This is a genomic window from Marinomonas sp. BSi20584, assembly GCF_002792415.1.
GTDB lineage: Bacteria > Pseudomonadota > Gammaproteobacteria > Pseudomonadales > Marinomonadaceae > Marinomonas > Marinomonas polaris.
Genome location: NZ_KZ454885.1, coordinates 100,593 through 126,218, shown reverse-complemented (window position 1 = coordinate 126,218; position 25,626 = coordinate 100,593). Strand labels below are relative to the sequence as shown.

Annotated in this window: 27 protein-coding genes; 13 read left to right on the top strand and 14 right to left on the bottom strand. The window is 46.0% G+C overall.

Translation table 11 applies throughout. The features are described 5' to 3' along the window. The first annotated feature begins 228 nt into the window (after positions 1 to 228). The gene (locus TY87_RS15915) at positions 229 to 780 is read left to right on the top strand and encodes a stationary phase growth adaptation protein (protein ID WP_100187818.1); all 552 of its coding nucleotides are present in this window, start codon (positions 229 to 231) and stop codon (positions 778 to 780) included. A 247-nt stretch (positions 781 to 1,027) separates the two neighbouring features. Here the strand turns inward: TY87_RS15915 and TY87_RS23010 are convergent, their stop codons facing one another. Continuing rightward, the gene (locus tag TY87_RS23010) at positions 1,028 to 1,198 is read right to left on the bottom strand and encodes a KilA-N domain-containing protein (RefSeq protein WP_232617157.1); all 171 of its coding nucleotides are present in this window, start codon (positions 1,196 to 1,198) and stop codon (positions 1,028 to 1,030) included. Between the two features lie 90 nt (positions 1,199 to 1,288). On the opposite strand from TY87_RS23010, the gene TY87_RS15905 reads away from it, so the two are divergent. Then, positions 1,289 to 1,618, top strand: a complete 330-nt coding sequence (locus tag TY87_RS15905) for a helix-turn-helix domain-containing protein (protein ID WP_100187817.1) — start codon at positions 1,289 to 1,291, stop codon at positions 1,616 to 1,618. A 93-nt stretch (positions 1,619 to 1,711) separates the two neighbouring features. Next, entirely contained in the window at positions 1,712 to 2,389 is a 678-nt protein-coding gene (locus TY87_RS15900) for a hypothetical protein (protein WP_100187816.1), read from the top strand. Here the strand turns inward: TY87_RS15900 and TY87_RS15895 are convergent. Both TY87_RS15895 and TY87_RS22500 read right to left on the bottom strand, forming a co-directional pair. After that, positions 2,386 to 2,805 carry a type II toxin-antitoxin system YafO family toxin gene (locus TY87_RS15895; RefSeq protein ID WP_100187815.1) on the bottom strand — a complete coding sequence of 140 codons (420 nt, stop codon included), beginning with the start codon at positions 2,803 to 2,805 and terminating at the stop codon, positions 2,386 to 2,388. The two genes, TY87_RS15900 and TY87_RS15895, sit on opposite strands and share 4 nt — an antisense overlap. Position 2,806: 1 nt before the next feature. Next, on the bottom strand, positions 2,807 to 2,959 hold the full coding sequence (locus TY87_RS22500) for a hypothetical protein (RefSeq protein WP_157789907.1): 153 nt from the start codon (positions 2,957 to 2,959) through the stop codon (positions 2,807 to 2,809). A 359-nt stretch (positions 2,960 to 3,318) separates the two neighbouring features. On the opposite strand from TY87_RS22500, the gene TY87_RS15890 reads away from it, so the two are divergent. Together TY87_RS15890 and TY87_RS15885 are read left to right on the top strand one after the other, a co-directional pair. Then, positions 3,319 to 4,212 (top strand): cation diffusion facilitator family transporter, encoded by an 894-nt coding sequence (locus TY87_RS15890; RefSeq protein WP_100187814.1) that lies wholly within the window; start codon positions 3,319 to 3,321, stop codon positions 4,210 to 4,212. Between the two features lie 124 nt (positions 4,213 to 4,336). Beyond that, on the top strand, positions 4,337 to 5,671 hold the full coding sequence (locus TY87_RS15885) for a PQQ-dependent sugar dehydrogenase (protein ID WP_100187813.1): 1,335 nt from the start codon (positions 4,337 to 4,339) through the stop codon (positions 5,669 to 5,671). A 95-nt stretch (positions 5,672 to 5,766) separates the two neighbouring features. Here TY87_RS15885 and TY87_RS15880 read toward each other — a convergent pair whose 3' ends face one another. From TY87_RS15880 to TY87_RS15850, 7 genes are all read right to left on the bottom strand, one after another. Next, positions 5,767 to 6,054, bottom strand: a complete 288-nt coding sequence (locus TY87_RS15880) for a sll1863 family stress response protein (protein WP_072842270.1) — start codon at positions 6,052 to 6,054, stop codon at positions 5,767 to 5,769. A gap of 50 nt (positions 6,055 to 6,104) precedes the next feature. Beyond that, on the bottom strand, positions 6,105 to 7,034 hold the full coding sequence (gene arcC / locus TY87_RS15875) for a carbamate kinase (RefSeq protein ID WP_100187812.1): 930 nt from the start codon (positions 7,032 to 7,034) through the stop codon (positions 6,105 to 6,107). A 65-nt stretch (positions 7,035 to 7,099) separates the two neighbouring features. Then, on the bottom strand, positions 7,100 to 8,101 hold the full coding sequence (gene argF, locus TY87_RS15870; protein WP_100187811.1) for an ornithine carbamoyltransferase: 1,002 nt from the start codon (positions 8,099 to 8,101) through the stop codon (positions 7,100 to 7,102). A 179-nt stretch (positions 8,102 to 8,280) separates the two neighbouring features. Then, positions 8,281 to 9,522, bottom strand: coding sequence for an arginine deiminase (locus tag TY87_RS15865; RefSeq protein ID WP_072842264.1), 1,242 nt, complete (start codon positions 9,520 to 9,522; stop codon positions 8,281 to 8,283). A gap of 115 nt (positions 9,523 to 9,637) precedes the next feature. Further along, complete coding sequence (locus TY87_RS15860; RefSeq protein WP_072842262.1) at positions 9,638 to 11,044, bottom strand: YfcC family protein; 1,407 nt, start codon at positions 11,042 to 11,044, stop codon at positions 9,638 to 9,640. 208 nt (positions 11,045 to 11,252) lie between these two features. Next, positions 11,253 to 12,188, bottom strand: coding sequence for an OmpA family protein (locus TY87_RS15855; protein WP_100187810.1), 936 nt, complete (start codon positions 12,186 to 12,188; stop codon positions 11,253 to 11,255). Continuing rightward, a complete protein-coding gene (locus tag TY87_RS15850; RefSeq protein WP_100187809.1) occupies positions 12,185 to 12,601 on the bottom strand; it encodes a DUF4398 domain-containing protein in 417 nt (138 codons plus the stop codon). The genes TY87_RS15855 and TY87_RS15850 overlap by 4 nt, the downstream gene beginning before the upstream one ends. A 451-nt stretch (positions 12,602 to 13,052) precedes the next feature. Between TY87_RS15850 and TY87_RS15845 the strand changes: the two genes are divergently transcribed. The 8 genes from TY87_RS15845 (at position 13,053) to TY87_RS15810 (ending at position 21,492) form a co-directional block, all read left to right on the top strand. Continuing rightward, on the top strand, positions 13,053 to 14,435 hold the full coding sequence (locus TY87_RS15845; RefSeq protein ID WP_100187808.1) for an NAD-dependent succinate-semialdehyde dehydrogenase: 1,383 nt from the start codon (positions 13,053 to 13,055) through the stop codon (positions 14,433 to 14,435). Between the two features lie 10 nt (positions 14,436 to 14,445). Next, on the top strand, positions 14,446 to 15,606 hold the full coding sequence (locus tag TY87_RS15840; protein ID WP_100187807.1) for an NAD(P) transhydrogenase subunit alpha: 1,161 nt from the start codon (positions 14,446 to 14,448) through the stop codon (positions 15,604 to 15,606). 70 nt (positions 15,607 to 15,676) lie between these two features. Then, entirely contained in the window at positions 15,677 to 16,018 is a 342-nt protein-coding gene (locus tag TY87_RS15835; RefSeq protein ID WP_012069672.1) for an NAD(P) transhydrogenase subunit alpha part 2, read from the top strand. A gap of 10 nt (positions 16,019 to 16,028) precedes the next feature. After that, positions 16,029 to 17,477, top strand: coding sequence for an NAD(P)(+) transhydrogenase (Re/Si-specific) subunit beta (locus tag TY87_RS15830; RefSeq protein WP_100187806.1), 1,449 nt, complete (start codon positions 16,029 to 16,031; stop codon positions 17,475 to 17,477). Between the two features lie 70 nt (positions 17,478 to 17,547). After that, complete coding sequence (gene adhP, locus TY87_RS15825) at positions 17,548 to 18,582, top strand: alcohol dehydrogenase AdhP (protein WP_100187805.1); 1,035 nt, start codon at positions 17,548 to 17,550, stop codon at positions 18,580 to 18,582. Between the two features lie 96 nt (positions 18,583 to 18,678). Further along, positions 18,679 to 19,551: a PRC-barrel domain-containing protein gene (locus TY87_RS15820; RefSeq protein ID WP_100187804.1), complete on the top strand. Its 873-nt coding sequence runs from the start codon at positions 18,679 to 18,681 to the stop codon at positions 19,549 to 19,551. Next, the gene (locus TY87_RS15815) at positions 19,548 to 21,167 is read left to right on the top strand and encodes an NAD(P)H-hydrate dehydratase (RefSeq protein ID WP_100187803.1); all 1,620 of its coding nucleotides are present in this window, start codon (positions 19,548 to 19,550) and stop codon (positions 21,165 to 21,167) included. Before TY87_RS15820 ends, TY87_RS15815 begins: the two co-directional genes overlap by 4 nt. Positions 21,168 to 21,246: 79 nt before the next feature. Continuing rightward, positions 21,247 to 21,492, top strand: a complete 246-nt coding sequence (locus TY87_RS15810; protein ID WP_100187802.1) for a DnaJ domain-containing protein — start codon at positions 21,247 to 21,249, stop codon at positions 21,490 to 21,492. A gap of 5 nt (positions 21,493 to 21,497) precedes the next feature. Here TY87_RS15810 and TY87_RS15805 read toward each other — a convergent pair whose 3' ends face one another. From TY87_RS15805 to TY87_RS15790, 4 genes are all read right to left on the bottom strand, one after another. Then, entirely contained in the window at positions 21,498 to 22,238 is a 741-nt protein-coding gene (locus TY87_RS15805) for a Crp/Fnr family transcriptional regulator (RefSeq protein WP_100187801.1), read from the bottom strand. Between the two features lie 153 nt (positions 22,239 to 22,391). Beyond that, positions 22,392 to 23,285, bottom strand: coding sequence for a F0F1 ATP synthase subunit gamma (locus TY87_RS15800; RefSeq protein WP_100187800.1), 894 nt, complete (start codon positions 23,283 to 23,285; stop codon positions 22,392 to 22,394). Beyond that, entirely contained in the window at positions 23,282 to 24,814 is a 1,533-nt protein-coding gene (locus tag TY87_RS15795; RefSeq protein WP_100187799.1) for an alternate F1F0 ATPase, F1 subunit alpha, read from the bottom strand. Before TY87_RS15795 ends, TY87_RS15800 begins: the two co-directional genes overlap by 4 nt. Beyond that, complete coding sequence (locus TY87_RS15790) at positions 24,811 to 25,623, bottom strand: F0F1 ATP synthase subunit B family protein (RefSeq protein ID WP_100187798.1); 813 nt, start codon at positions 25,621 to 25,623, stop codon at positions 24,811 to 24,813. The genes TY87_RS15795 and TY87_RS15790 overlap by 4 nt, the downstream gene beginning before the upstream one ends. Positions 25,624 to 25,626: the final 3 nt, after the last annotated feature.

The following is a 25,626-nucleotide window of genomic DNA, read 5'->3' as shown; positions in this document are numbered from 1 at the left end:
AGTGTCTGGTTGCTCTAAATGGATAGCCCTTATGGATATACAGTATAGTTTTAAGCAGCGCGAATGACCAAGTGAATTTTTGTAACGGGAAGAGTTTCTGATTTTGCCACCAGAAATGAGGCGCTTATTTAATGCCTGAGAAGTCCAGCCCCTCCCGCCTCAATATGGAATTTATAACCAGCCAAAGGTATATTATTTAGCACTACTATTGATAAATTGAGGCAAGGAATGCGGAGAAAGATTGACGAGGTAGATAAATGGAAGCCATTTACCGATTCAAGCGGACAAGAATACGATCTTAGTCACCTTGACGCCCATGAAGCGTCATATTCTGATATCAGAAACGGAAAAAAAGAGACCTACACATTTATGGTTTCCTATTCGTTCCACTGCTTTGCAAAAGACTATTCTCATCAAACAGAAGAGGAAAAAGCGAGCTTGATGTACCACGCTCGAAAAGAAAGCAAACCATTTTGTTTTGTAAGATACGAACTCTCAAAAAAGTACTTGAGGCGAATTGTTGATGCATTTGGAGATAAGAAAACCCGCATAGGGCACGCAGGTTACGGTAGCTATGCATCTGTCACAATCAACACTGAGGAAGAAGGGCAAATAATCTATTTCGTGCCCTTTAAGATGTACCGAGAGAAAAAATTAATGAGGATACACATTACCAGTGCTTATCCTGAGAAGGTGATGCCCAAGCTAAATAAGGTAAACTTTTTCAACATTGCAAAGAATCTTAGGTTCGGAAAGCCACTTCCCAAACCCCAGAAATAACAAAACCCGCTTAAAAGCGGGTTCCGTCGAGCATTGATTCAAATTTTGAGCCTATGCCCGATATTCAGAAAGCCTTTACCGGGTTGCCCTCGACCTTTTACGGTAGCCGGATGTGTGATGTTACTCACTCTGCTGCATCCATACATGACATCTCTGTCAATATTTGTAGTTTATACACGTAAACTTTATTTATCAACTACCTTCCCCAAAGTGGCGGCCTAAGGATTTAGCGAAGTCATTGATGAGTTTAAGCTCGGTCAAAGGCTCGGGCCACTTGCAAGTTGAACTTGGGACAGATCCACATGGCATAAGCGTAAACCAGTTCCTTGCAAACATAGGCTCTTCTATTTGCTCCACCACGCACTAACTTTTTAGCTAGACTCAAAACAAATGCATACTGCAATATGTATTGACGCATATGTAAACTCAGCCTATCATCATTTATACGTTATTTTGTATAAAACAAGATGCTCAACTTGCTTCGAATGAACTTACAGTGAGCACTGCCATGGAAAAATTACAATATACAAACATTTTTGATGCAATTGCAGATGATCCAGCGGAAGCTGCTGACCTCGAGTTCCGTGCAGATATGATGCTTGTGCTTAGAAACTACTTCCAATCAAAAGGCTGGAAACAAGCGGATATAATGGTTAACTTGGGCATCACCCAACCTAGAGTAAGTGAGCTAACAAGAGGCAAAGTAGACAAATTCTCTTCTGATAAACTCATTGGTTTTCTTGCAAAAATTGGTTATACGATCAAACCAACGCTGACACTGCAAGATAATCAGACACCCATTTTCGAATGCACCACACGGTCATTAAACGAAGCATAATTTCATGAAGAAACTAACTTCAAGTATTAAGCTCATTAAATTACTTAATGCAACTATTGCAGCAAATAGACAATCATAAAAGGTATATAAAACATGAGTTTCAAGGACGGGAGTTGGTGGGTTTGTTGCACTTTTATCATCATTATCAGCTACACGTTTGGTACATTGACAGGCTTTCCAATATGGTCTGCTACTGATAGTAAGCTATCAGTTTTTTTAAACTTCACGACCAGTCTCGCTGCCATAGCAACACTTGCCGCCGCCTTTTATGCTTACAAGTCTTTCAATTCATGGGAAGAAAGGATCAAAAAGCAACACCGACTTGAACAGTCCGCAATCGCTCTAAAAGAGTTAAGCCAGTCCTATAACGCAATGATGATTGATGTAAGACAACTCTTAATCAATAACTCTCATGACAACAAAATCGAATGCGATTTAGAAAAAGCCACCAACTCAAGAGAACAAGAAAAGGCCATAGATCTACTCTCTCGCCTTAGCATGGAGCGCAGAAGCATAACCATGAACTCAATCGAGAAGTTTCACGTATCATCTTCAGCCTTTGCTTCACAACTCATAAACTGTGAAGCCTTTAATTTTAAAAACATCAGTTCAATCCCAACTGCTGCAGACACACATAGATTTTTAGAAACAATAATGGAAAAAAGAGAGACAGAACTGTCAGCAGAAGATAGCAATAAAGTTGCTTCATTCAATAAAAAGGGCATTGAAGGGATCAGAAGCCTATTTAAAGAAATCTACTCGCCCGACTAAACCACATCATCCAGCTTGCCATTGATCCAAGGCTCAACAAATTGAGTGTACAAGCTCGTAAGATAAGCACGCCATTGCACGTTGTTGTGGGCATCTGGACCTAGAATAGTTAGCAACAGGTACTTCTCTTCAAAATCATCAAAGGCATAAATCAGCCAATAGTCATTATCAGGATCACCCATTCGGGTAGTGCGATAATAGACCTGATCAATTCTAGGGTGTCGTTTAGCCCAAAGATTGGCTAGCTCTTGTGTTTGAGCGAGGTGTATATGGTGAACATGAGGGTGGCTTAATGATGCGTCACGACCATAAAAGTCTGGCTGTTCACCATTAAGCTTGTAGGATTCAAAAGTATTTTTGTGAAGCTCCCAGTCAGGAGCCATTCTAAAAATAGAGGCTGTCTGTACAATCGCCAAGTTAAGCCTTAGCTGGTTGCAGTTGCTCTTTAGAAGTAGGAAACTTGCCGTGTTTTTGAAAGTAAGCAAACACAGCGTCACCAACGGCAGCAGCTGACTTAACGTCTTTCGCGGTCGCTTTTGGCTTTTCTTGTCTTGCTTTAGGTAAAGGCATGGTAATTAACCTCAATGAAATTATGACATCATCGTCAAAATTTTATTGTAAACTCAATTTATCATGTTAGCAAAGATCATTTATGTGCCGCTTTCTACAATTAAGCGCGATTCATATACATATCAATCATCTACATAATTTCATAAAACTACGGCACAATAATATTTTTTGGCTTAAACGCCTACCCCTCCCCCAACGCTTTGCACATCTGTTCTCTCGACTGGGTGTGCATGTAGCGTTTATATCATTCCTGCTTATGTCGTGTGGCTGGTGAATTTAATGTACAAACGATTCCCTCGAGTCTCGCTTTCCTGAAAGGTAAAAAAGGTATACTGTTTTTTATTTGCGTAAGAGGATCTATGAGCCACGATCACAGTCATCATGTTAGTAATTACAATCGTGCGTTTGCCATCGGCATCGTTCTCAATGTCTTTTTTACAACGGTCGAGTTTATTTATGGTTTTGCGGCAGACTCACTCGCGCTGATTGCCGATGCAGGACACAACTTAAGCGATGTGCTGAGTTTATTGCTCGCTTGGGGCGCAAGTGTGTTGGCCAAAAAAGCCGCGACCGAAAAACGTACTTATGGTCTTCGTAAGGTGACTGTGGTGGCGTCTTTGATCAGTGCTGCCATGCTATTGGCGGCATTGGGGGTTATTGCTTGGGAAGCGATAGCGCGTTTCTCAGAACCTGCACCTGTTGCGAGTATTACTATGATGGTAGTGGCTGCGATTGGTGTGGTGATAAATACAGCGACTGCGCTTTTATTTATGGGAGACCATCAGCACGACTTAAACATCAAAGGCGCATTCTTGCACATGGCAGCCGATGCGGCGGTGTCCTTAGGTGTGGTGATTGCTGGCGCACTCATTTGGTGGAAAGGCTGGTTGTGGATCGACCCTGTTATCAGTCTACTGATCGTCGCGGTGATTTTCATAGGCACATGGAATCTACTAAAAGATTCCATGAACTACACACTAGATGCTGTGCCAGACAAAATTGACATGCCAGCACTGAGAAAGTACCTAGAAAACTTGCCAGACGTCGCCCGTATTCATGATCTACACGTTTGGCCGTTAAGCACCACAGAAGTGGCCTTAACCGTGCACTTGGTGATGAAAGACAGTACACCGAGAGGCTTCCTGCACCAAATCCAGCATCATCTACATGATGAGTTCTCGATAGAACACGCTACGATTCAAATAGAAAGCGAAGCAGACGAAGCGCATTGCTCGTTAGAGCATCCGCACTGAAGTATGATTTAAAATTTATACAGCACGCTCAGTCCCAAAGGGTGTGTTTGGCTTTACTCTTTGGCTTCGCTCGTAACCATGGCAGTCTGCCATCCCTGCGTTCTATTTTCTTCAGGAAAAAATAATGAAAGATTTATTGCTCATAAATAATAGATTTGCTGCTTCTGCGGTACTTGTTATCGGAGCATTGTCGATTAATGGCTGCGCTGAAAAATCCCCCCATCCAGAAAATTTTGGCGTAGGTGCAAACCCAACGTTACCTGAACCAGAGCACGACTTGATACCGACGTTAAAAATTGCGCCGGCGATAGGATGGCCTGCTGATAAAACGCCAGTAACTGTTAAAGGCACACAGGTAAACCTGTTTGCCAAAGGATTAGACCACCCTCGTTGGTTGTATGTTTTGCCCAATGGCGATGTGCTTGTTGCCGAAACTAACGCTCCGGCCAAACCAGATGGCAACAAAGGATTGAAAGGTTGGGTGATGGGATTGGTCATGAAGCGCGTTGGAGCAGCTGTACCAAGCGCTAATCGCATCACTCTACTACGCGATAGCACTGGCGATGGCGTTGCTGATATTCAAACTGTATTTTTACAAAACCTTAACTCCCCTTTTGGCATCGCCTTAGTGGGTAATACTTTGTATGTCGCTGATTCGGATGCAATTTTAGGTTTTCCATATCACACGGGCGATAAGCAAATTACAACACCTGGAAACAAGCTAGTAGATTTGCCAGCGGGCCCTATCAATCATCATTGGACGAAAAACATTCTCGCCAGTGCCGATGGTACTCAGCTTTATGTCAGCGTTGGTTCTAACAGTAATGTCGGCGAAAACGGCATGGAAGCGGAAGCAAAGCGCGCGGCGATTTGGCAAGTGGATATTAACTCTGGCGCCTCTCGGGTCTTTGCCAGCGGTTTGCGCAACCCAAATGGTATGGCGTGGGAGCCTACGACAGGGAAATTGTGGACGGTAGTTAACGAGCGCGACGAACTGGGTAATGACCTAGTGCCAGATTATTTAACCTCGGTAATCGATGGCGGATTTTATGGCTGGCCGTACAGTTATTACGGGCAACATATTGATACCCGAATTCAACCGCAACGTCCTGATCTTGTCGCCACAGCCATTGCGCCAGATTACGCGCTAGGCTCACACGTAGCGCCTCTCGGTTTAACTTCATCTACCGGAACTAGCCTACCCTCAACGTTCAGCAATGGTATGTTTATAGGCGAACATGGTTCATGGAATCGTCGCCCACCGAGCGGCTATAAGGTTGTTTTCGTTCCCTTTGTTAATGGACAACCTTCCGCGAATCCTATCGATGTCGTGACTGGCTTTCTTAGTGAAGATGGCGATGCCTATGGTAGACCGGTTGGCGTAACCATTGATAAAACTGGCGCATTATTAGTAGCGGATGATGTGGGTAATACAATTTGGCGAGTGAGCAAAAACTAAGACTCAACATTTATTTATCAACACTCGAATGTCAGACAAACTTTGCTCTGACATTCGACCACAAAACAAACATCGGTATTCCTCTTGCCGCTCATTTATTTAAATTTAGAGCGAGCCGACTTAACCGCTTTGCTGAGCGAGTTCCACGCACTATCCATACCTGCTTTTAGATCCTCCCATGCATCATCGTTGGCTTCTTTCAGTTCGGTAATTTTTCGCTTGGCCGATTCTCGCATCGCATGCAGCTCCTCGATTTGTTTCGAGTACTCAATTTGCGCGTCAGCTTCTGAACTGCGGGCTTTTGCTTTGAGCAAATCAATTTCTGCGCTCCACTCGTCTAATTGTGCTTGGAGTTTTTTTTGGTAAGCTTCTTTCATGTTCATTGTCTGATCCTTTTTTTAAAAACATTTAATTACTGTTTTTACAATAGTTGCTAATACCTTTCCATTGGTCCAACCAGCTTGCTCACTCGTGTACCTGCGGTGCCTTTAACGATTGATTCAAGCTCTTCTAATGATCCAATGGCGGCGACTTTGCCGGTCTTCTCGGCAAACTGTCGAGCAGCGTTAACTTTCGGTCCCATGGAACCAGTAGCGAAGTCGTAGTTGGCGAGATCGATAGGATTTATGCTTTTAATGCCACGCTGTTGTGGCGTCGCCCAGTCCAGGTACACCGCCTGAACATCAGTCGCCATGATGTATAAATCGGCCCCCAGTTCCCGCGCGAGTAGTTCGCTGGATAAGTCTTTATCTATCACGGCTTCGACGCCTTTTAGAGAATGATCCGCGTCATACATAGTAGGAATGCCTCCGCCGCCACTGGCAATAACGATGGTGTTTTTTTCTAATAACCAACGAATCGGACGAATTTCAAAAATGCGCTTTGGCAAGGGCGAAGCCACGACTCGACGCCATTTTTTTCCGTCTGGTTTTATCGTCCAGTTGTTGTCTTTGGCGAGTTTATTGGCTTCCGCTTCTTCGTAAACGGGGCCAATAAACTTGGCGGGATTCTTAAACGCGGGGTCTTTCGGATCGACTTCTATCATGGTTAATAGTGTTGCCAATGGCCGTTCAGCGGGAACAAGGTTGCCCATTTCTTGTTCTATCATGTAACCAATCATGCCCTCGGTTTCGGCACCGAGAACATCCAGAGGATAAAGCTCATCCGGCTTATAGGCGTTGCCTTGCAGTGCCAATAAACCGACTTGAGGGCCATTACCATGAGTGATAATTAGCTCATTATTGATGGCTATTTTTGCTAAGGCTTGCGCTGCGATTTTAATATTCTCGCGCTGGGCTTGTGCCGTTAATGGCTCGCCACGTTTTAACAAGGCGTTACCACCCAAAGCCACTACAATTCTCATATTCCAGTCCTTTTAATTAGACGTCATTTCCTGTCAAGTCGTTACGAGTGCAGTAGTCTTGAATGTTAATGACCCAAAGTGGCGACCAACATGGCTTTAATCGTATGTAAGCGATTCTCCGCTTGCTCGAACTGAATACCTGCTTCCGATTCAAACACTTCGTCGGATACTTCCATTTCTTCAATGCCGAATTTTTGGAAGATCTCTTCGCCCACGTCGGTGTCCCGATTATGAAAAGCGGGTAAGCAATGCATAAACTTGGTGTTGCTGTTGCCAGTCGCCTTCATCAAATCGCTATTTACACGGTAAGGCGTGAGTAATTTGATGCGCTCTTCCCAAACAGAGTCAGGCTCGCCCATAGAAACCCACACATCCGTATGAATAAAATCACAGTCTTTCACTGCGGCGTTTACATCTTCGGTAATAGTAAGTGTCGCGCCATAGCGTTTTTCTAATTCTCGTGCAGGTTTTAAGAACTCGTCGCTCGGCCATAAGGATTTAGGCGCAGCAATACGCACATCCATACCCATTAAGCAGCCCGCAATCATCAATGAATGCCCCATATTGGAATGAGCATCGCCAACAAAGGCATAGCTGATTTTATTCAACGGTTTGCCGCTGTGCTCGCGCATAGTGAGCAAATCCGCCAACATTTGTGTTGGATGAAATTCGTCGGTTAAACCGTTATAGACTGGCACACCAGCGTATTTCGCTAGCTCTTCTACAACATCCTGACCAAAGCCACGATATTCAATCGCATCAAACATACGACCCAACACGCGAGCTGTATCTTTCATGGATTCTTTCTTACCGATTTGCGAACCAGAAGGGCCTAAATAGGTGATCTGTGCGCCTTGATCAAACGACGCCACTTCAAATGCACACAAGGTACGAGTCGAGGACTTCTCAAAAATCAGACAGATGTTTTTACCCTTCAAGCCCTGCTGTTCCATGCCTGAGTACTTCGCACGCTTTAAATCGCGAGACAAATCCAACAAAAAACTCACATCTCGCTGGCTAAAATCCAACAATTTTAAAAAATTCTTATTTCGTAAATTAAACAAAATATTTACACCTTATATCTTATTGATTAAAAAATACCCACAACTACTGATGACGAAAAAAACTGCAGCATCATGACGTAGCGAGCACTAATACCTACTTAGAAAGAGACAAGGCAAAAGTAGACGAATCTACTTTTAACCATGTATTAACGAGCGTAGCGTTCATGAATTAAGAAGCATCATTAATAAGAGACAGGATCACGCCACACCGGACACGTCATACAATGACCGCCGCCTCGGCCTCGGCCTAGCTCTGCCCCGCTCACGGTAATCACTTCCACGCCCGCTTTGCGAAGCAAGGTATTGGTGTAGGTATTTCTGTCATAAGCGACGACAACACCAGGCTCCAGCGCGATAACGTTGTTGCCATCGTCCCATTGCTCGCGTTCTTTCTGATAATGGTCGCCACCAGTTTGCACGACGTTGAGTTTTTTGATGCCTAAGCAGTCCGCTGCGAGTTCAAATAGGTGTTTCTTTTCTTTACGGAAATCAATTTGTCCAGCGTGATCACCTGGCCGCAGGCTGTAGCATTGGATCTCATCACAAACATCGGTAAAGGCGGTTACAACGTCGCGATCACAATGACTGAATACAGTATCAAGGTGCATAGCAGATCGAGAACGTGGCATTTGGCAAGCTATCACACGGGTAGCTGCACCTTGCTCGAACAATCGTTTGGCAATTTGTCCAACGGCTTGAGGTGAAGTACGTTCACCCATACCGATTAACACGCTGCCATTGCCCCACGCCATGACATCGCCGCCTTCTGCGGTGGCTGGACCATGATCCTGATCTGGATCGCCCCACCAGATTTTGAAATCGCCATTGTTAAAGGCTGGCGCAAATTCGGGATGGAAACGATACACCGCGGTGACCAACAAGGTTTCTGGTCGACGTGCTGGCCAAAACATTGGATTGACTGTGACGCCGTTATAGATCCAACTGCTGTTATCACGTGGAAACTGAGTATTAGGAAGTGGAGGAATAACAAAACCATCACCACCGAGATAATTACCAAACATGCCATGAGGCTTAAAAGGCAATTCGTGAACGGAAATCCCGCCAATCAAGTAAATGGCTAATTGCTCGGCAGACATATCATCAAGCCAGCTGCGCAACTCATTTAACATGCCAACGCCCACTTGATTTTCGCTAATGCGGCGGTCAAGAATCCAATTTCGAGCGCCTTTATCGCGCACGGTTTCTTCTAATAATTGACCAAATTCCAGCACTTTTACGCCACGACTTTCCATTTTCATGCAAAAGTCCATGTGGTCGGTACGTGCCTGCTGAACCCATAACACATCGTCGTACAACAATTCCGCGGCATTGCCGGGAGTAAGACGAGAATGAGCAAGACCCGGACGGCAAACGATAACTTTACGCAGTTTGCCAACTTCGGAGTGAACGCCAAATTCGATCATAGTTTTTTCCTTTTAGTGAGAACGCACTAATGAGAACGTCTCACGACTATTGATAGGTGAAAATGTGCTTTATTTAGTTTTATGTATTGATTCACATAGCCGAATAGGTAACGGCTTATTCAATTAATGCGATAACACTGAGAGAGCCCATAATGATGAGACAAAGGATTAACAGCAGCGGCCAAATGAAGCGCAGCCATCTTTCATAAGGGACTTTCGCAATAGCAAGCCCACCCATCACCACAGCAAAAGTAGGATTAAATAAATTCACTAAACCATTGGCAGACTGGTACGCCGTCACCACCAATTCTCGGCCCACGCCAGAGAAATCAGCCAGCGGCGCCATGATCGGCATAGTTAACACCGCCAAACCAGACGAAGAAGGAACAAAGAATGACATCAACACTTCAATACCAAACATCACGTTGATAAACATCACATTCGACAAACCGCTTAGGCTTTGTTCGCCCAAATGCAAAATGGTATCTGTCATGTGACCTGCGTCCATGATGACGACTATGCCACGAGCAATACCAATGATGATGGCGACACCTAATAGATCTCGTGCGCCATTAATAAAGACTTCCGTGAAGGTTTTTTCGCCCATCCAAGTAACAAAACCGATCAGCACAGACGAAGCAATAAAGAGCGCGCCCATTTTTGCCATCCACCAGCCTTGGCTCGACACCCCCCAAATCATCACCGCAAAGGTTAAAGCAAAAATCACCAAGACAAACTTCTGATTCAGCGTCAGCATAGCCTCGCCATCGGTATGAACTTTTTTACAAAATTGCGCATCGATGTCCGCTTTATGATCCGCTACAATAGACAATTCTGGGTTTTGTTTAATTTTTGCCGCATAGCGCATCACATACACCACACATGCTAGCCATCCCGTTAGCAAAATAAAGAAGCGTAAAACCATGCCTTGCGTGAAGGGAATATCGGCAGCATTAGCGGCGATAACGGTCGCAAACGGATTAATGGTGGAACCAAGCGTTCCTATGCCAGCACCCAACAAAATAATGCCAACCACCACTACAGAGTCGTAACCTGCGGCGATCATCACTGGAATCAACAAGGCATAAAATGCCAGCGATTCTTCCGCCATTCCATAGGTGCTGCCGCCGATAGCAAACAGCGCCATCAGAATCGGAATCATCCATTTTTCATGGCCTTTCAGCTTCACCATTGCGCGTGAAATCCCCGTATCAATCGCGCCTGTTTTGGTGACGACACCTAGAAATCCACCAATAATTAACACGAACAAAGCCACATCAATGGCGGCAGCTTCGTAACTGTCTGGATTATAAAAACCCGCAATAGGCGCAAGGAAAACATCCACCACACCTTGTGGGTCAGAGTCCACTTGCTGATACGTACCCGGCACAGGCACTTCCTTACCTAGCGTTACATTTTCAACACGTTCGTATTGGCCTGCGGGCACAACCCAAGTGCCTGCTGCCACCAAGGCAATCAGCAAAAACAAAATAGTATAAGCTGTTGGAAATTTAAATGTCATCATTAACATCCTGTGAAAATACGGGTACTTTTTAAAAAATAAAAACCACAAATTGAACATTCAAAAACACGATACAAACCATGCTTTTATTAAATTAAAAAGACAATTAAAACATTCTAAAAAACTGATGGTGGTCACATTTTTATTAGATAACAAAAAAGCACCTTGACAATATTTCCCATTATCAAGATGCTTACCTTTGAAATTACTATTCTTTATTTTCTTTTAATATATCCGCTGGAAATTCTACTGAATTAATAGTTAAACCATTTAGAATAGCAGCAGGTCTAGACATTTCGGTATTCGAAATGACAATATCTACTCGACGATTATGCTGACGACCAAGTTTAGATTCATTGGTATCTAATGGATTACTCTCCCCATTTGCAACCACCGTTAAGCGACCAGAATTGATACCTTTACCAACTAAATACTCTCTGACTGCTGAAGCTCGGTGCTGAGATAATTTAAGATTAAGAGCTTTACTACCCACGCTATCAGTGTTGCCTTCTATCACAATGCTGCGGTCAGCATACTTATTCAGAAAGACAACTAGCTTATCTAAATCAGTCAACACATTAGGTTGAAGCTGGGCCTTCCCTGTTGCAAAAGACAAATCACCCAGAGTCATAATCATGCCGCGATTGGTCGCTTTTGCATTTAGCATTCCAAGTTGTCGCTGGAATTCTTGACTACGATTGTGCTCTGCATTGGCTTCCATACGCAGCTTTTCCGCATCGGCTTTAGACTGCATAGCATCACTACGCGCCATATTCACTTCGCGATCTCTTGCCGCTAATTTGGCCTCGTTACGCTGCTGACTAAGCTGCTTGCGTTCTAAAACCAACAGGCGACTTTTTGCCCGTGCTTCAGCAATATCGACCTTACGATCTGCAACCATTACAAGATGACGACCTAGTACTTCATCCTTTCTTGGCTGTTCTGCAGACAGCAATGCTTGTTCAGCGTCGTTAAATTCTAACGGCGCAGATTGAGTCAGCTGAGAATCTATTTGCAAATGAATTAACTTGGCACGTACGTTATCCGCGCCCTCTGGCTTAGATGCTGGCGCAGAACAACCAGACAGTACAAGCAAGGATGCCATACCAGCCACTTGATAAAATCGAATATTTAATGCACTCATGAGCCCGCTCCCATATTGCGATCCATTTCTTGTTTCAAGACCTCAATGCCCTCTTTTATTTCATCATTCACCTGCTGCTCTTTAATCAAGGTCGCTTTGGCGGATGCTAACTCGGCATTTACTTGAGACTCTTGCGCTAAGTAAACGGCTAAAGGCATTTGCTCCATTTCTATTGCTGCCCGTGCTTGCTGTAGCTTATTTCGTGCTTCAACTAGTTCAGGTGATGGATAACCGTTAACGCCATTCCTATCTGCATCGGCAATGGCCGTTTCTGCGGCTTGTAAAGCGCCGTACATCTTGGGCTGTGGATTATTCGAACAGGCTGTCAGTAAGACAACTACCGCCACCACAGATGAGCTTTTCAGCGCATGACGACACGATGAAAAAAACAATCCTTTCATAATTTGACTCATAAATTATGTCCTCTTAAATCCCTTAAGCATGCTCTGATGAGCTATGAGGGTGTTGAAATAAAAACAATTAAAAACTGTCGAACTTCGAACTAGAACTCAGGCACATACTTTAATTATTAAAAATCTCTTTTTAAAAAATTAAATACAACTCAATCAATTTACATCAATTTTTTGCCCCCTGTATGTACGCCAACACACAAAGAAAAAATCATCCGATAGAAAATACCTCATAAAAATTAAATTAATAAAAAATATTAATAACTAATAGAGCATCAAAATATTCCCACTAAAATATTTACACAATAACCCACTCTATAAAAAACAAAGTGCATATAAATGCACTGTGTACGCAAACGCACTGACGAAATAAATTAAGAAGAATAGGCTCTAGCAACAAATCATTTGACCACCAGCATCAGCTGACTAAATCAAACATAAGGAATGCTTCACCATGAATTACCAAAGTGTTAACCCTTACGATGGCAAGATTCAAAAATCCTTTGAGAATATCAGCGATAAAGAACTTGAAGATAAAATGGCAACCGCCGCTGAGTGTTATCAAATCTGGCGTAATAAAAGCTACGACGAGCGTGCCGTTATCATCGCCAAAGCGGGAGAGATACTGCATGCCCGTGCGGATGAATTCGCCAAAAAAGCAACACTTGAGATGGGTAAACGAATCGACGAAGCCCGTGGCGAGGTCGAATTCAGCGCCCGAATCATGGCGTATTACGCAGAAAACGCAGAACGCTTTCTTGCCCCAGTCAAACTCGACCCAACTCGCGGCGAAGCGTACATGGAAAGCAGCCCGATTGGCTTGATCCTTTGTGTTGAACCTTGGAACTTTCCTTACTATCAATTAGCGCGAGTCGCTGGCCCGCATCTCATGGCTGGCAACGTCATCTTGATCAAACATGCGGCCTGCGTACCACAATGCGCCGTTGCCTTTGATGAATTATTGACAGAAGCTGGCGCTCCTGCAGGCTTGTATACCAATTTATTTATCTCTCACGAACAAGCCAACAATCTAATTGGTGATCCTCGTATAAAAGGCGTCGCGCTAACCGGTAGCGTCCCAGCTGGCAGCGCGGTTGCATCTAGTGCAGGTCATCACCTTAAAGTATCGTCCATGGAATTAGGTGGCAGTGATGCGTTTATCGTCCTTGAAGATGCCGATCTAGAAAAAGCCGTCAAATGGGCAGTATGGGGGCGCATGTACAACGCAGGCCAAACCTGTTGCGCAGCAAAACGCTTTATCGTTATCGAAGAATTAGCCGACAAATTTCTGGATAAATTTCAGGCTGCACTTAGCGCACTCAAACCTGGCGACCCAATGGACCCCAAAACCACCCTTGGCCCTTTGTCTACTGAATCCGCGTTAATCGGTTTGCTCAAGCAAGTGGATGCCGCAGTCGAGCATGGTGCAAAAGTACTGATCGGTGGCCAACGCTTCGATCAAAAAGGCGCTTTCATGCAGCCCACTATTCTCACCGATATCACACCAGACAACCCAGCATACCGTGATGAATTCTTTGGCCCAGTTGCGATGTTTTTCCGCGTGAAAAACGAAAACGAAGCGATTGCGCTGGCAAACGACTCTGACTTCGGTCTTGGCGGTTCGGTTTACACCAAAGACATCGAACGTGGCAAACGTGTCGCCAGCCAAGTTGAAACCGGCATGATGTTCATCAACAACATCGACTGGACGGATGCAGAATTACCTTTCGGTGGTATTAAGAATTCGGGGTACGGGCGTGAACTCGGCAACATGGGGATTCAGGAATTCGTTAACAAAAAACTGGTACGCCTAGCCACTCTCGACGCGCCAGAATAAGGATCTCGTCATGTATGTGAACCTTGCCATTTTAAAAGAAACGCATCCCCATGAAAGACGCGTTTCCTTGGTGCCATCACTCACCGCTAAGTTAATCAAACTTGGCGCTCGGTTGCATATGCAATCGGGCGCTGGCGATGCGGCTAAGCTGTCAGATTCCGCCTATCAAGACGTCATTTTCATGGATGACCGCCATGCCTTGGTCGAAGACGCAGATGTGGTGTTAGCGGTTCAGCCGCCCGCTATGTCGGTCATTAACGCCATGAAACCGGGCGCAATATTGATTTGTTTCGTTTATGCGGCGAATGAACCTGAGTTTGTTCAATGCCTGCTCACAAAAAAGATTACCTGTTTTGCTATGGAACGCATTCCACGTATCTCTCGTGCTCAGTCAATGGACGCGTTATCAAGTCAATCGGCTTTAGCGGGGTATTATGCGGTCGCCCTTGGTATGAGCAATATGACTAAGGTGCTACCTAAAATCACCTCGGCGGCAGGCGTCATTGGCCCAGCCAAAGTCTTAGTCATGGGCCTTGGTGTCGCAGGACTGGAAGCCATAGCTACAGCGCAACGACTGGGCGCGGTCGTTGAAGGCTACGATGTTCGCCCAGAAACCAAAGAACAAGCATTGTCTCTAGCAGCAACCTTTGTCGACACAGGTGTTGATGCCACAGGCAAAGGCGGTTATGCCCGAGAACTTACGGCGGAAGAAAAAATCACCGTCAATAAAGCCCTAACAAAACACATTCAAGCAGCCGATTTGATCATCACCACTGCCGCTATTCCGGGTAAAGCTTCCCCCAAACTAATTAGCAAAGCACAAGTCTCTGGCATGAAACGCGGCTCGGTGATCGTCGATTTGTCTGCTGATGGTGGTGGTAATTGCGACGCATCAACACCCGGCGAAACGACTCATATTGATGGCGTCACGATAATCGCTCCATTAAACGTGCCATCCATGCTCGCAGTGGATGCCAGCGAGCTTTACGCCAAGAACCTGTTCAACCTGCTCGCCCTAATGATGAAGAACAACATAGTCACTATCGATTGGGAAGACGAAGTGCTTGCCGATACTGCTCTCACACACGATGGCAAGCTTTGCAACGCCACTAAAACAGATAAAACAGATAAAACAGATAAAAAAGCCAAAGCAAAATCTCGATCTAAATAGCCTAAAAAACCGATAACCAAATTAGACAACCAAACCGCAAAAACGGTTTGAATAGCATAGGAAGTGAGTGATGAGTTTTGATTTCACGATTACGGGCTTTGTCGCCCTGTACATATTCATGCTGGCAGGATTCGCAGGCTGGGTCATCATCGGCAATGTGCCAGCTATTTTGCATACACCGCTGATGTCCGGTTCCAATTTCATACATGGCATTGTGGTCGTTGGTGGGCTTTACACACTCATTAACGCCAGCACGACGCAGGAACAAGTTATTGGCTTTTTTGCTGTTCTGCTAGGCGCCGGCAATGCTGCAGGAGGCTACGCGGTGACAGATCGGATGCTGGCGATGTTTAAGAGCAGTGAACCAGCCAGCAAACCACATCGCAGCCACGCTTCGAAAAAGAAACACTAAGGACACAATCATGCTCACTCTTTTAGCGCAACTGACTATCGGCGCTGCCAACCTTGTGGCCGCTTTTCTTTTTCTCTTTGGTCTCAAACGCATGTCCTCACCAGCCACCGCCGCGTCTGGCATTCGTTTGGCTGGCATCGGCATGGTCGCCGCTGTGTTGGCAAGCTTTCTCTACGTTTTGAACATTGATGACAGCGTAAAGCCTTATCTACTAATGAATATCACCCTCGCCTTGCTGGCCCTTGCAATTGGCGGTGTCGGCGCATGGCTTGCCGGACGTAAGGTCGCCATGACGGCTATGCCGCAAATGGTCGCCATTTATAACGGTATGGGCGGTGGTGCAGCAGGTGCCATCGCCGCAGTGGAGTTATTTGGCAATAACGCCCATGACGCTAGTCAATTGATTGTTACCTTACTTGGTGCATTAATCGGTGCCATTTCTATGTCCGGCTCTGTGATTGCCTGGGCAAAACTGCAAGGCGTAATCAATAAGCCATTAAGAATAAAGAGCCAACAAATCATCAATGGAGTGGTCTTTCTTGCTGCCATCGCTGTGGCAGGCTGGATCGTCTTTGTCACACTGAGTGGCGTTAATCCGCTTCTATCCATTTCAAGCTGGACTTACATCTTCTTCGCCATTGCTCTGATATTCGGCATATTAATGACCCTACCAATTGGCGGTGCAGACATGCCCGTGGTGATCTCTATCTACAACGCCTTCACTGGTCTGGCAGTGGGTCTTGAAGGCTTCGTTTTAGGCAATCCGGCTTTGATGATTGCCGGCATGGTGGTTGGTGCCGCTGGCCTATTACTAACCTTGCTAATGGCAAAAGCCATGAACCGATCCGTCGCTAATGTGTTGTTTACCAATTTCGGTGACATTGTTAAGGCCAAACATGGCGCGATAAAAGGAACCGAGCGAGAAACCGCAGCGTCAGATGCTGGTATTGAAATGCGCTATGCATCAAGCGTTATCATAGTGCCAGGCTACGGTCTTGCTGCTGCTCAAGCACAACAAAAGCTCTACGAATTTGTCAAATTACTCCAAGCCGCAAAGGTTTCCGTCAAGTTTGCTATTCACCCTGTTGCTGGCCGTATGCCGGGGCAAATGGACGTGTTATTGGCCGAAGCTGGTGTTCCTTACGATATTATTTTCCAACTTGATGACATCAATGAAGAATTCGCCACAACGGATGTGGTGCTAGTAATTGGCGCCAATGATGTAGTCAACCCTGCAGCAAGAACAGATAAGTCCTCACCCATTTTCGGTATGCCGATCTTGAACGCTGACAAAGCCAAACAGGTTTATGTCATCAAGCGAGGCCAAGGCAAAGGTTATTCGGGCATCGTCAATGCCCTGTTCTACTCACCCAATTGCAACATGGTATTTGGTGATGCTCAGGCCGTACTGATCAAAATGATCGAATCCGTGCGTAGTTTGGGTAAGGCGTCATCCTAAAAGAATCTTCGCTAAAGAGAGCCTATTCACACTCTCTTTATTTAGCACATTAACTCAATAGGAACCTGTTATGACTAAAAAAATGCAAGCGGCTGTCGTCGAACAATTCGGCGAAGGCCTCCTTCTTAAAGAAATGGACATTCCGACTCCAGGTCCGGGACAGATTCTGGTTAAAACCGAAGCCTGTGGTGTTTGTCACACCGATTTGCATGCTGAAGCTGGCGACTGGCCGGTGAAACCCTCTCTTCCGTTCATTCCCGGTCATGAAGGCATCGGTATTGTGGTGGCACTAGGTGAAGGAGTTACAGCGGTAAAAGAAGGCGATCGTGTCGGTGTGCCTTGGCTCTATTCTGCCTGTGGTCATTGTGAACATTGTCTTGCTGCTTGGGAAACCGTGTGTGGCGAAGCCGAGTTCGGCGGCTACACCAAAAATGGTGGTTTTGCTGAATACATACTCGCCAACCCAAATTACGTGGCTCACATTCCTGCTGGCTTATCTGCCACAGAAGCTGCGCCGCTGATCTGCGCGGGCATTACCACCTACAAAGGTCTTAAAGAAACCAAAGCAAAACCAGGTGACTGGGTGGTTATTTCTGGTATCGGTGGCCTTGGTCATTTGGCTGTTCAATACGCTAAAGCCATGGGCTTGCACGTTTGTGCGGTTGATATCGATGATAAAAAGCTCGAACACGCCACCCAACTTGGCGCGGATGCAGTGGTCAATGCCAAACACGAAGGCGCGATTGAAGCCGTAATCAAGGCAACAAACGGCGGTGGTCATGGCGTATTAATCACCGCACCTTCACTGATTGCTTTTAATCAAGGGGTTGCCATGACACGTAAACGTGGCATTTGTGTATTGGTTGGTTTGCCACCGGGTGAATTCCCAGTGCCGTTATTCGATGTGGTTGCTAACTGCGTCACCATTCGCGGCTCGTTCGTGGGCACACGCCAAGATATGGCCGAAGCATTAGCCTTTGCTGCCGAAGGCAAAGTAAAAGCTGACATTGAGCTACAGCCATTGTCTGCCATTAACGATGTCTTTAAACGTCTGGAAAATGGTGATGTTCCGTCACGAGTGGTTATTGATTTCGCATCGAGCTGAGTTAGTCCATTAACAGCTAAGTACTAACACCCTTCCCTCGGTTAACGCCGAGGGATTCTTTATTACAAGCTACCTAATTTAAAGGGATAACTTCTTATGCTACGCAGCATGAACGATTTAGAAAAATACACCATTGCTGCCAGCGACGGTCATGTGGGTATGGTAAAGGACGTTTTGTTTGATGACTTAACGTGGGTGGTCCGCTATTTCGTAGTGGAAACAGGTCTTTGGCTGATGCATCGTAAAGTTCTTATCTCTCCGATTTCTATTCAAAAACCCAACCGCTGGGAGCATATCCTTCCGGTGTTAATTACCACAGACCAAGTAAAAAACAGCCCAAACATTGACACAGACCAACCTGTTTCGCGCCAGCATGAAATGGATTATCTGGGGTTTTATGGCTATCCAAGTTATTGGGGAGGCACGGGATTATGGGCCGGAGGCATGTACCCTTATTTGATGTATCCAGGCTATATCGACTCGCTAAATGGAGACGAAGAGATCCACAAGGCAGAAGTGGCTCATCAAGCCGTTTACGAAGCAGTAAACCAAGAACATCTAGCCACCAATGAGTCAACAAACCAAGAAAACCATCAAAACAAAGACCCTAATTTGCGTAGTTGCCAAGCCATCATTGACTATCACGTTCACGCGAAAGATGGCGATATTGGTCATATTGCCGAAATATTAGTAGAAGAAAACACCTGGGCTGTACGCTATTTGGTAATCAACACCAGCAATTGGTGGGGAGGACATCAAGTACTGATCTCACCAGAATGGATCAAAGACATTGATTGGCTGGACGAATCTCTCACTATCGATCTGACTCGCCAATTGGTCAAAGACTCACCAGAATACAACTCAACCGAGCAGATTAATCGACACCAAGAAGCGGAAATGTATGAGCATTACGGGCTAACTGGTTATTGGGCTCGTGCGCCAAAAGCCAATCTAGTGGTACCACAATGAAACCATTAACGATTCCTCAACCAAGCCACTGGGAATCCGGGGTTGACTCACAACGCGGGCAATCTGATCGGCTGCCACATGCCCTTCTCAGTACAGTTCAAATGACCGAAGCTGACCGATTAACTATTGCCTATGGCATCAATGCAATCACTCTAATGGAAAATGCTGGCCGTCCTGTGGCAGACGCGATTATGAATCGCTGGAGCTTGCGGCCGGTATTGGTACTTTGCGGTCCCGGCAACAATGGCGGTGATGGTTTTGTCACCGCTCGGCGTTTGGCTGAAGCAAACTGGCCAGTGCGCGTCGCGTTACTCGGCACTCGTGATCAGCTTCGTGGCTCTGCAGCACATCATGCTTCTCTTTGGAATGGCCCCGTTGAAACGCTCACGCCTGCTGCACTAAACGGCGCGGAATTGATTGTCGATGCGATATTTGGCGCGGGTCTAACTCGTCCCTTAGAAGGTGCGGCAGCCGACACTCTTGCGGCAGCAGCGGCTAAAAAATTGACCATCATCGCGGTTGATGTGCCAAGCGGGTTAATGGGCGACACTGGCGAAAATATGGGCGCGGTACCTTGCGCCCTCACTCTAACCTGCTTTCGTAAAAAGCCCGGCCATCTGTTACAACCTGGGAAAAGCTTATGCGGTGAACTGGTCGTCGCCGATATAGGAACACCCGCTTCCGTGTTTGCCAGCATTCCCCCTGATACTTTTGAGAATCACCCCGCGTTATGGGCTGACGATTTGCCATTATTAAATCAACATAGCAACAAATACAGCCGAGGACATGCGCTGGTTTGGGGCGGCTGGCCAGCCACTGGCGCGGCTCGCATGGCGGCTTTGTCAGCGGCTCGTGTCGGCGCTGGACTGACAACAGTCGCGGTGGACATGAGCCAGAGTTACCTTACCCTTTCTGTGTATGCTGCAACACTGACCAGCATTATGGTCAAGCCAATTCATCGACATCAAGACTTGGCTATACTGCTTGCTGATAAACGCATTACAGGTTTACTGATTGGTCCCGGTGCAGGTGTTGGTCCCGACACCCAAGCACGAGTATTGACCATGTTAAAGTCTGGACAGGCAACCGTTCTCGATGCCGATGCGCTTACTTCATTCCAACATACGCCAACCGATCTTTTTGATGCGATCACCGGCCCATGCGTGCTGACACCACATGAAGGCGAATTCAGTCGTTTATTCAAAGGTGTGGTTGATTCTTCGTATAACGACAAGCTATCTCGCGCTCGTGCTGCAGCTAAAGCAAGTGGTGCCATCGTCATACTTAAGGGCAATGATACCGTCATCGCCGCCCCAGATGGACGTGCCATCATCAATGCTAATGCGCCATCAACTTTGGCAACCGCAGGATCTGGCGATGTGTTGGCAGGCATAGCGCTCGGTCTACTTACACAAGGCATGGAACCTTTTCTTGCCGCTGCGGCGGCCGTTTGGTTGCAAGGTGCAGCAGCAAACAACTTTGGACCAGGATTAATCGCGGAAGATTTACCCTATCGCTTGCCTGCCGTCTTTAAACAACTGGCCCTGCTGATGAAACAAACAGACCGCCATTTTTCAGAAATAGAAATGACAACCGAATTTTCTGCATCTCATTAAGGGAAATAGACAGATTCGCACAGCTCAAAAACGAACGGCTCTGTACTTTTCATTCATCTATTTTGATCGGAGACTGACCATGCAATTCAATGATTATTACAAAACGCTAGAAGTAGAACTCACCGCATCGACAAGAGAAATCAGAGAGTCTTATCGCAAACTTGCCCATAAATATCATCCAGATATTTCTGAGCAATCAAATTGCGAGCCAATATTCAAAAAAATTACTGAAGCCTATGCGGCGCTCAAACCAGCAAACAAACAATCAGCTCACAGAAGCTCGTCAATGAATGATGTCATCACACTAAAACATCATTTCAGATGAGTGAATCAGGCTGACTTTTTCGGCAACACATAGGGCAATAAACGATCAGTCTCTGTCTTCACGACGGCGTAACATTCGCAGCTCAATTCTTCGAGTTTTGATCTGTCTAACACGGTGATATGACCTCGGTGATAATCGATCACGCCGAGCTTTTGTAATTTGCCAGCGGCTTCGGTGACGCCTTCACGGCGTACGCCTAACATGTTGGCAATCAATTCTTGGGTCATGGTGAGATGGTTATCGGGCAAACGATCTAAAGACAATAACAACCAGCGGCATAATTGTTGGTCGATAGAATGGTGCCGATTGCATACAGCGGTTTGCGCCATTTGCGTGATCAAGGATTGCGTATAACGCAGCATCAACTCCAGTAGCTTACCGTGTCGATTAAACTCTTCCGTTAGCATGCTGCCTTTTAGGCGATACGCATATCCAGCGCTTTGCACGACGGCTCGGCTAGAAGTACTTTCACCACCCATAAATAAGGCAACGCCAATCAAACCTTCATTGCCAACCACGGAAATTTCGGCAGACGCGCCACTTTCCATCACGTAAAGCAAAGACACGATGGCATCAACAGGAAAGTGTACATAAGCCAATTTGTCGCCCGCTTCGTACATCACCTGCCCTAATTCCAGTTTTTCCAACTCAAGAAAAGGAAAGATACGAACTTGAACTTCCTCAGGTAAAGCGGCTAATAAATGATTCTGTAATGGTGAAAAGGTCGTATCGATTGCATCATGCATAGGAAGGATCTTAGGTATTTTTCAAATGAGAAATCAGGTCGCAACAAAGCGATAGAATGGCATATTCATCTTTTTGCTACTCAAAGTTCTGTGCGCTAGCGAACACACTACTCTTTATTTTATGATTTACTCACTGAAATCATGATCTAGATTCTAATTTAAAGCATTAAATCCAGATAACACATCGGATAACTCTTCATCGATGTCACTTTGACGCAGACGGTGAAAGGTTTGATTAAGGTTTTCTTGTATCTCATCAATGTTCTTTTCGGCTCGTTGCATGGCGGCAAGTCGGCTGGCGTTCTCACTGGCAAGCGATTCAGCACAGGCTCGAAAAAGACTAACAAACAGATATTCACGCACAAAAGCACGACGTGTTTGATCTTGATCTGGCATCACTTCCACAAGGTTATTACTTGGCCAGTCAATAGTAACAAGCTCTCGCTGCCAAGCGGCGTCCAAAGGCAAAAGCTGCTGACTCACGGGTCGAGAAATCGAATTATCTTCTAGTTTATGGTGAAACAAAAACACTTGATCAATCAGACCCTGATCTCGTTTTGCCTCCAGTTCGATTAAAATTTCGCCTACCAATCCCGTAATGGTGTTGATCGAATGGGGTAATTCAAAGCTTGCTTCGGTCTTTAAATCCGTATCTAACAAGCGAGACTCAACCCGCTCCCCAACTGCCCAGACCATTTTATTGCCCGATAATCTTGCCAAGGAGTCGACAACAAACTCGACCATCACTTCATTAAACTGTCCGACTAGACCTTGATCCGAACCAAACACAATCACGCCGATGGCGGGTGCGTCTTTCTGAGATCGATTTACAACCACCGCAGGCTGTTCTAATTGGGTACTTTGCAATAACGACAAACACGCCGATAATCCCAATTGCACGTTTCGATAATAATCATCGAGCGAATGCACGGCCTTTTCATATTGACCAATGCTCGACGATGCGATGGTTTTCATACTTCGCACTACAGATTCTAAGTCTTGGGCGCTGGTAATTTTGTGACGCAAACTTGCGATACTGTCTGTCATCTTGGCTCACCTAAATCTGTGTCAGTGCTGAAGGTTTCAAGCGCTTGGCGTGCAAGTTCTAAAATCACGGCTTTATCTTCTTTGCTTAATTTGTCGGTGCTTTCTAAACGCTCAACCATATCATCGGTAATACTCGCGGCGGCATCCCGAACGGCTTGCTCCGCGGCGGGCATATTGTCTAACTCAATGTCATCAAACAAATCTGCGGTCAAAGCGACTAACACGGCGATTTGTTCTGCCATAGACACAGGCGCAAATTCAGGCTGTTTCAAGCAGGCTCGAATGCGTCGACCATGTTCAATGATTTTCAGCGTGTCGTCGTCTAACCTAGCGCCAAAACGCGCGAAGGTTTCCAATTCTTCAAATTGCGCATAAGCCAATTTAAGATCCACCGTGACGCCTCGATACGCGGCTCTTTGTGCTTTACCACCCACCCGAGACACAGATTTCCCCACATCAACCGCAGGCAAAATACCCAGTTCAAATAAGGCAGGCGAAAGGTAAATTTGCCCATCGGTAATGGAGATAAGATTGGTCGGAATGTACGCCGAAATATCCTGCGCTTCGGTTTCAATAATTGGCAACGCCGTCAATGAACCGCCGCCGAGTTCCTTGCTCAGATGCGTCGCTCTTTCTAACAAACGCGAATGAATATAAAAAATGTCGCCGGGAAAGGCTTCTCGTCCTGGTGGACGACGCAACAATAAAGACAATTCACGATACGCACGAGCGTGATGCGTCAAATCATCGTAGACAATCAGCACATCACGACCCTGTTCCATAAAATATTCCGCGATACTGGTCGCCGCATAAGGTGCAACATAGGCTAAGCCCGGTGGCTCGTTGCCTTCTGTCACAACCACGACTGTGTATTCCATCGCACCTTGTTCGCGCAAAGTGGCAATAACCTTGGCAACTCCAGACGCGCGTTGACCAATAGCACAATAGACACACAAGACGTTTTTGCCGCGCTGATTGAGAATCGTGTCCATGGCAATCGCCGTCTTGCCAGTTTGTCGGTCACCAAGAATCAATTCTCGCTGCCCACGCCCGACTGGTATCAAGGCATCAATTACCTTAATGCCCGTTTGCAACGGCACACTCACGCCAGCTCGATTCATAATGGCTGGCGAAGGTCGTTCGATTGGTAAGCGCTCGGTAGTCGCCAGATTGCCCTTGCCATCCAAAGGTTTACCGATTGGATTGATAATGCGACCAACCAAGCCATCGCCAACCGGCACATCGACCACGTGACCAAGTCGTTCGACTTCATCACCAGCTTGCAAATGCCAGTACTCGCCAAGCAATACCACGCCAATTTCGTCTTCATCGACATTAAACGCGATGCCATAAATATCACCGGGAAAAAGCAATAACTCGTCGTAGCCAACATTAGGCAAGCCAGATACCTTGGCAATCCCCGTGGCCACACTGGTAATCTTACCGATTTCCCGTGGTGACAAAGCGGGTTCGAACGATTCCCGAGCCTGTTTTAAATCAGCAAATAACCCGTCAAACATCGACATCATGAAGCCTGCTCTTGGCTTTTCTCAAGCTCAGGGCTTTCGTCTTGAACAGCATTATGAGACAGCATCACGTCATTGACTCGCTTAGTCAGCGTAGTCAGGTAATCAGCGATGCTCCAACCAATTTTCTGACCGTGGGAATCGATCTCAATCCCGCTGATCAAATTAGCATCCGTGGCAAATTCAATCACAACACCATCGCCCAATAAGCCATGTAACGCCTTGGTAATCTGGGTAATTTGTTTTTTAGGCAAATCAAACGCCGTATGCACGATTAATGCTTCGGTCGAATCTTGAAAAGCCGCTTGCAAATTGGCCTTTTCAGCGTCCGCTAATGCATCTAAACGCTTCACAAAAACATCTGCAATACTGGCTTCCAAACTGGTGCCAGCCATATCACTAAGCGCTTTACGGACGATGGCAAACACTTCTTCTCGTGCTCGCTGGCTTAGGGAATCTTTCAAGCTCAGTTGTTCGTTTTTAAGCGCCAATTCCAATTTACTGCGCAGCGCGTCAGACTCTTGTCGAACCGATTCCAACAAACGTGCTCGCTCGGTTTTCGCTTCTTCGCCTACTATGTTCATCTTCGCAGTACGTTGTTGGTCGAATTCCGTGTTCTTTTGTTGGAATTCCTCGCGCTGCTGATCAGCCTCGGCTCTTTTGCTATCAGCGTCGGCTAGCTCATCAGCAATGCGTTTTTCACGAGCGTCAATCGTGTTCAAAATAGGACGATACAAGAAGTGTTTCAGCAACCAAACTAGGACCAGAAAATTAATCAGTTGCGCAATGATGGTGAACCAATCGATTAGCATGAT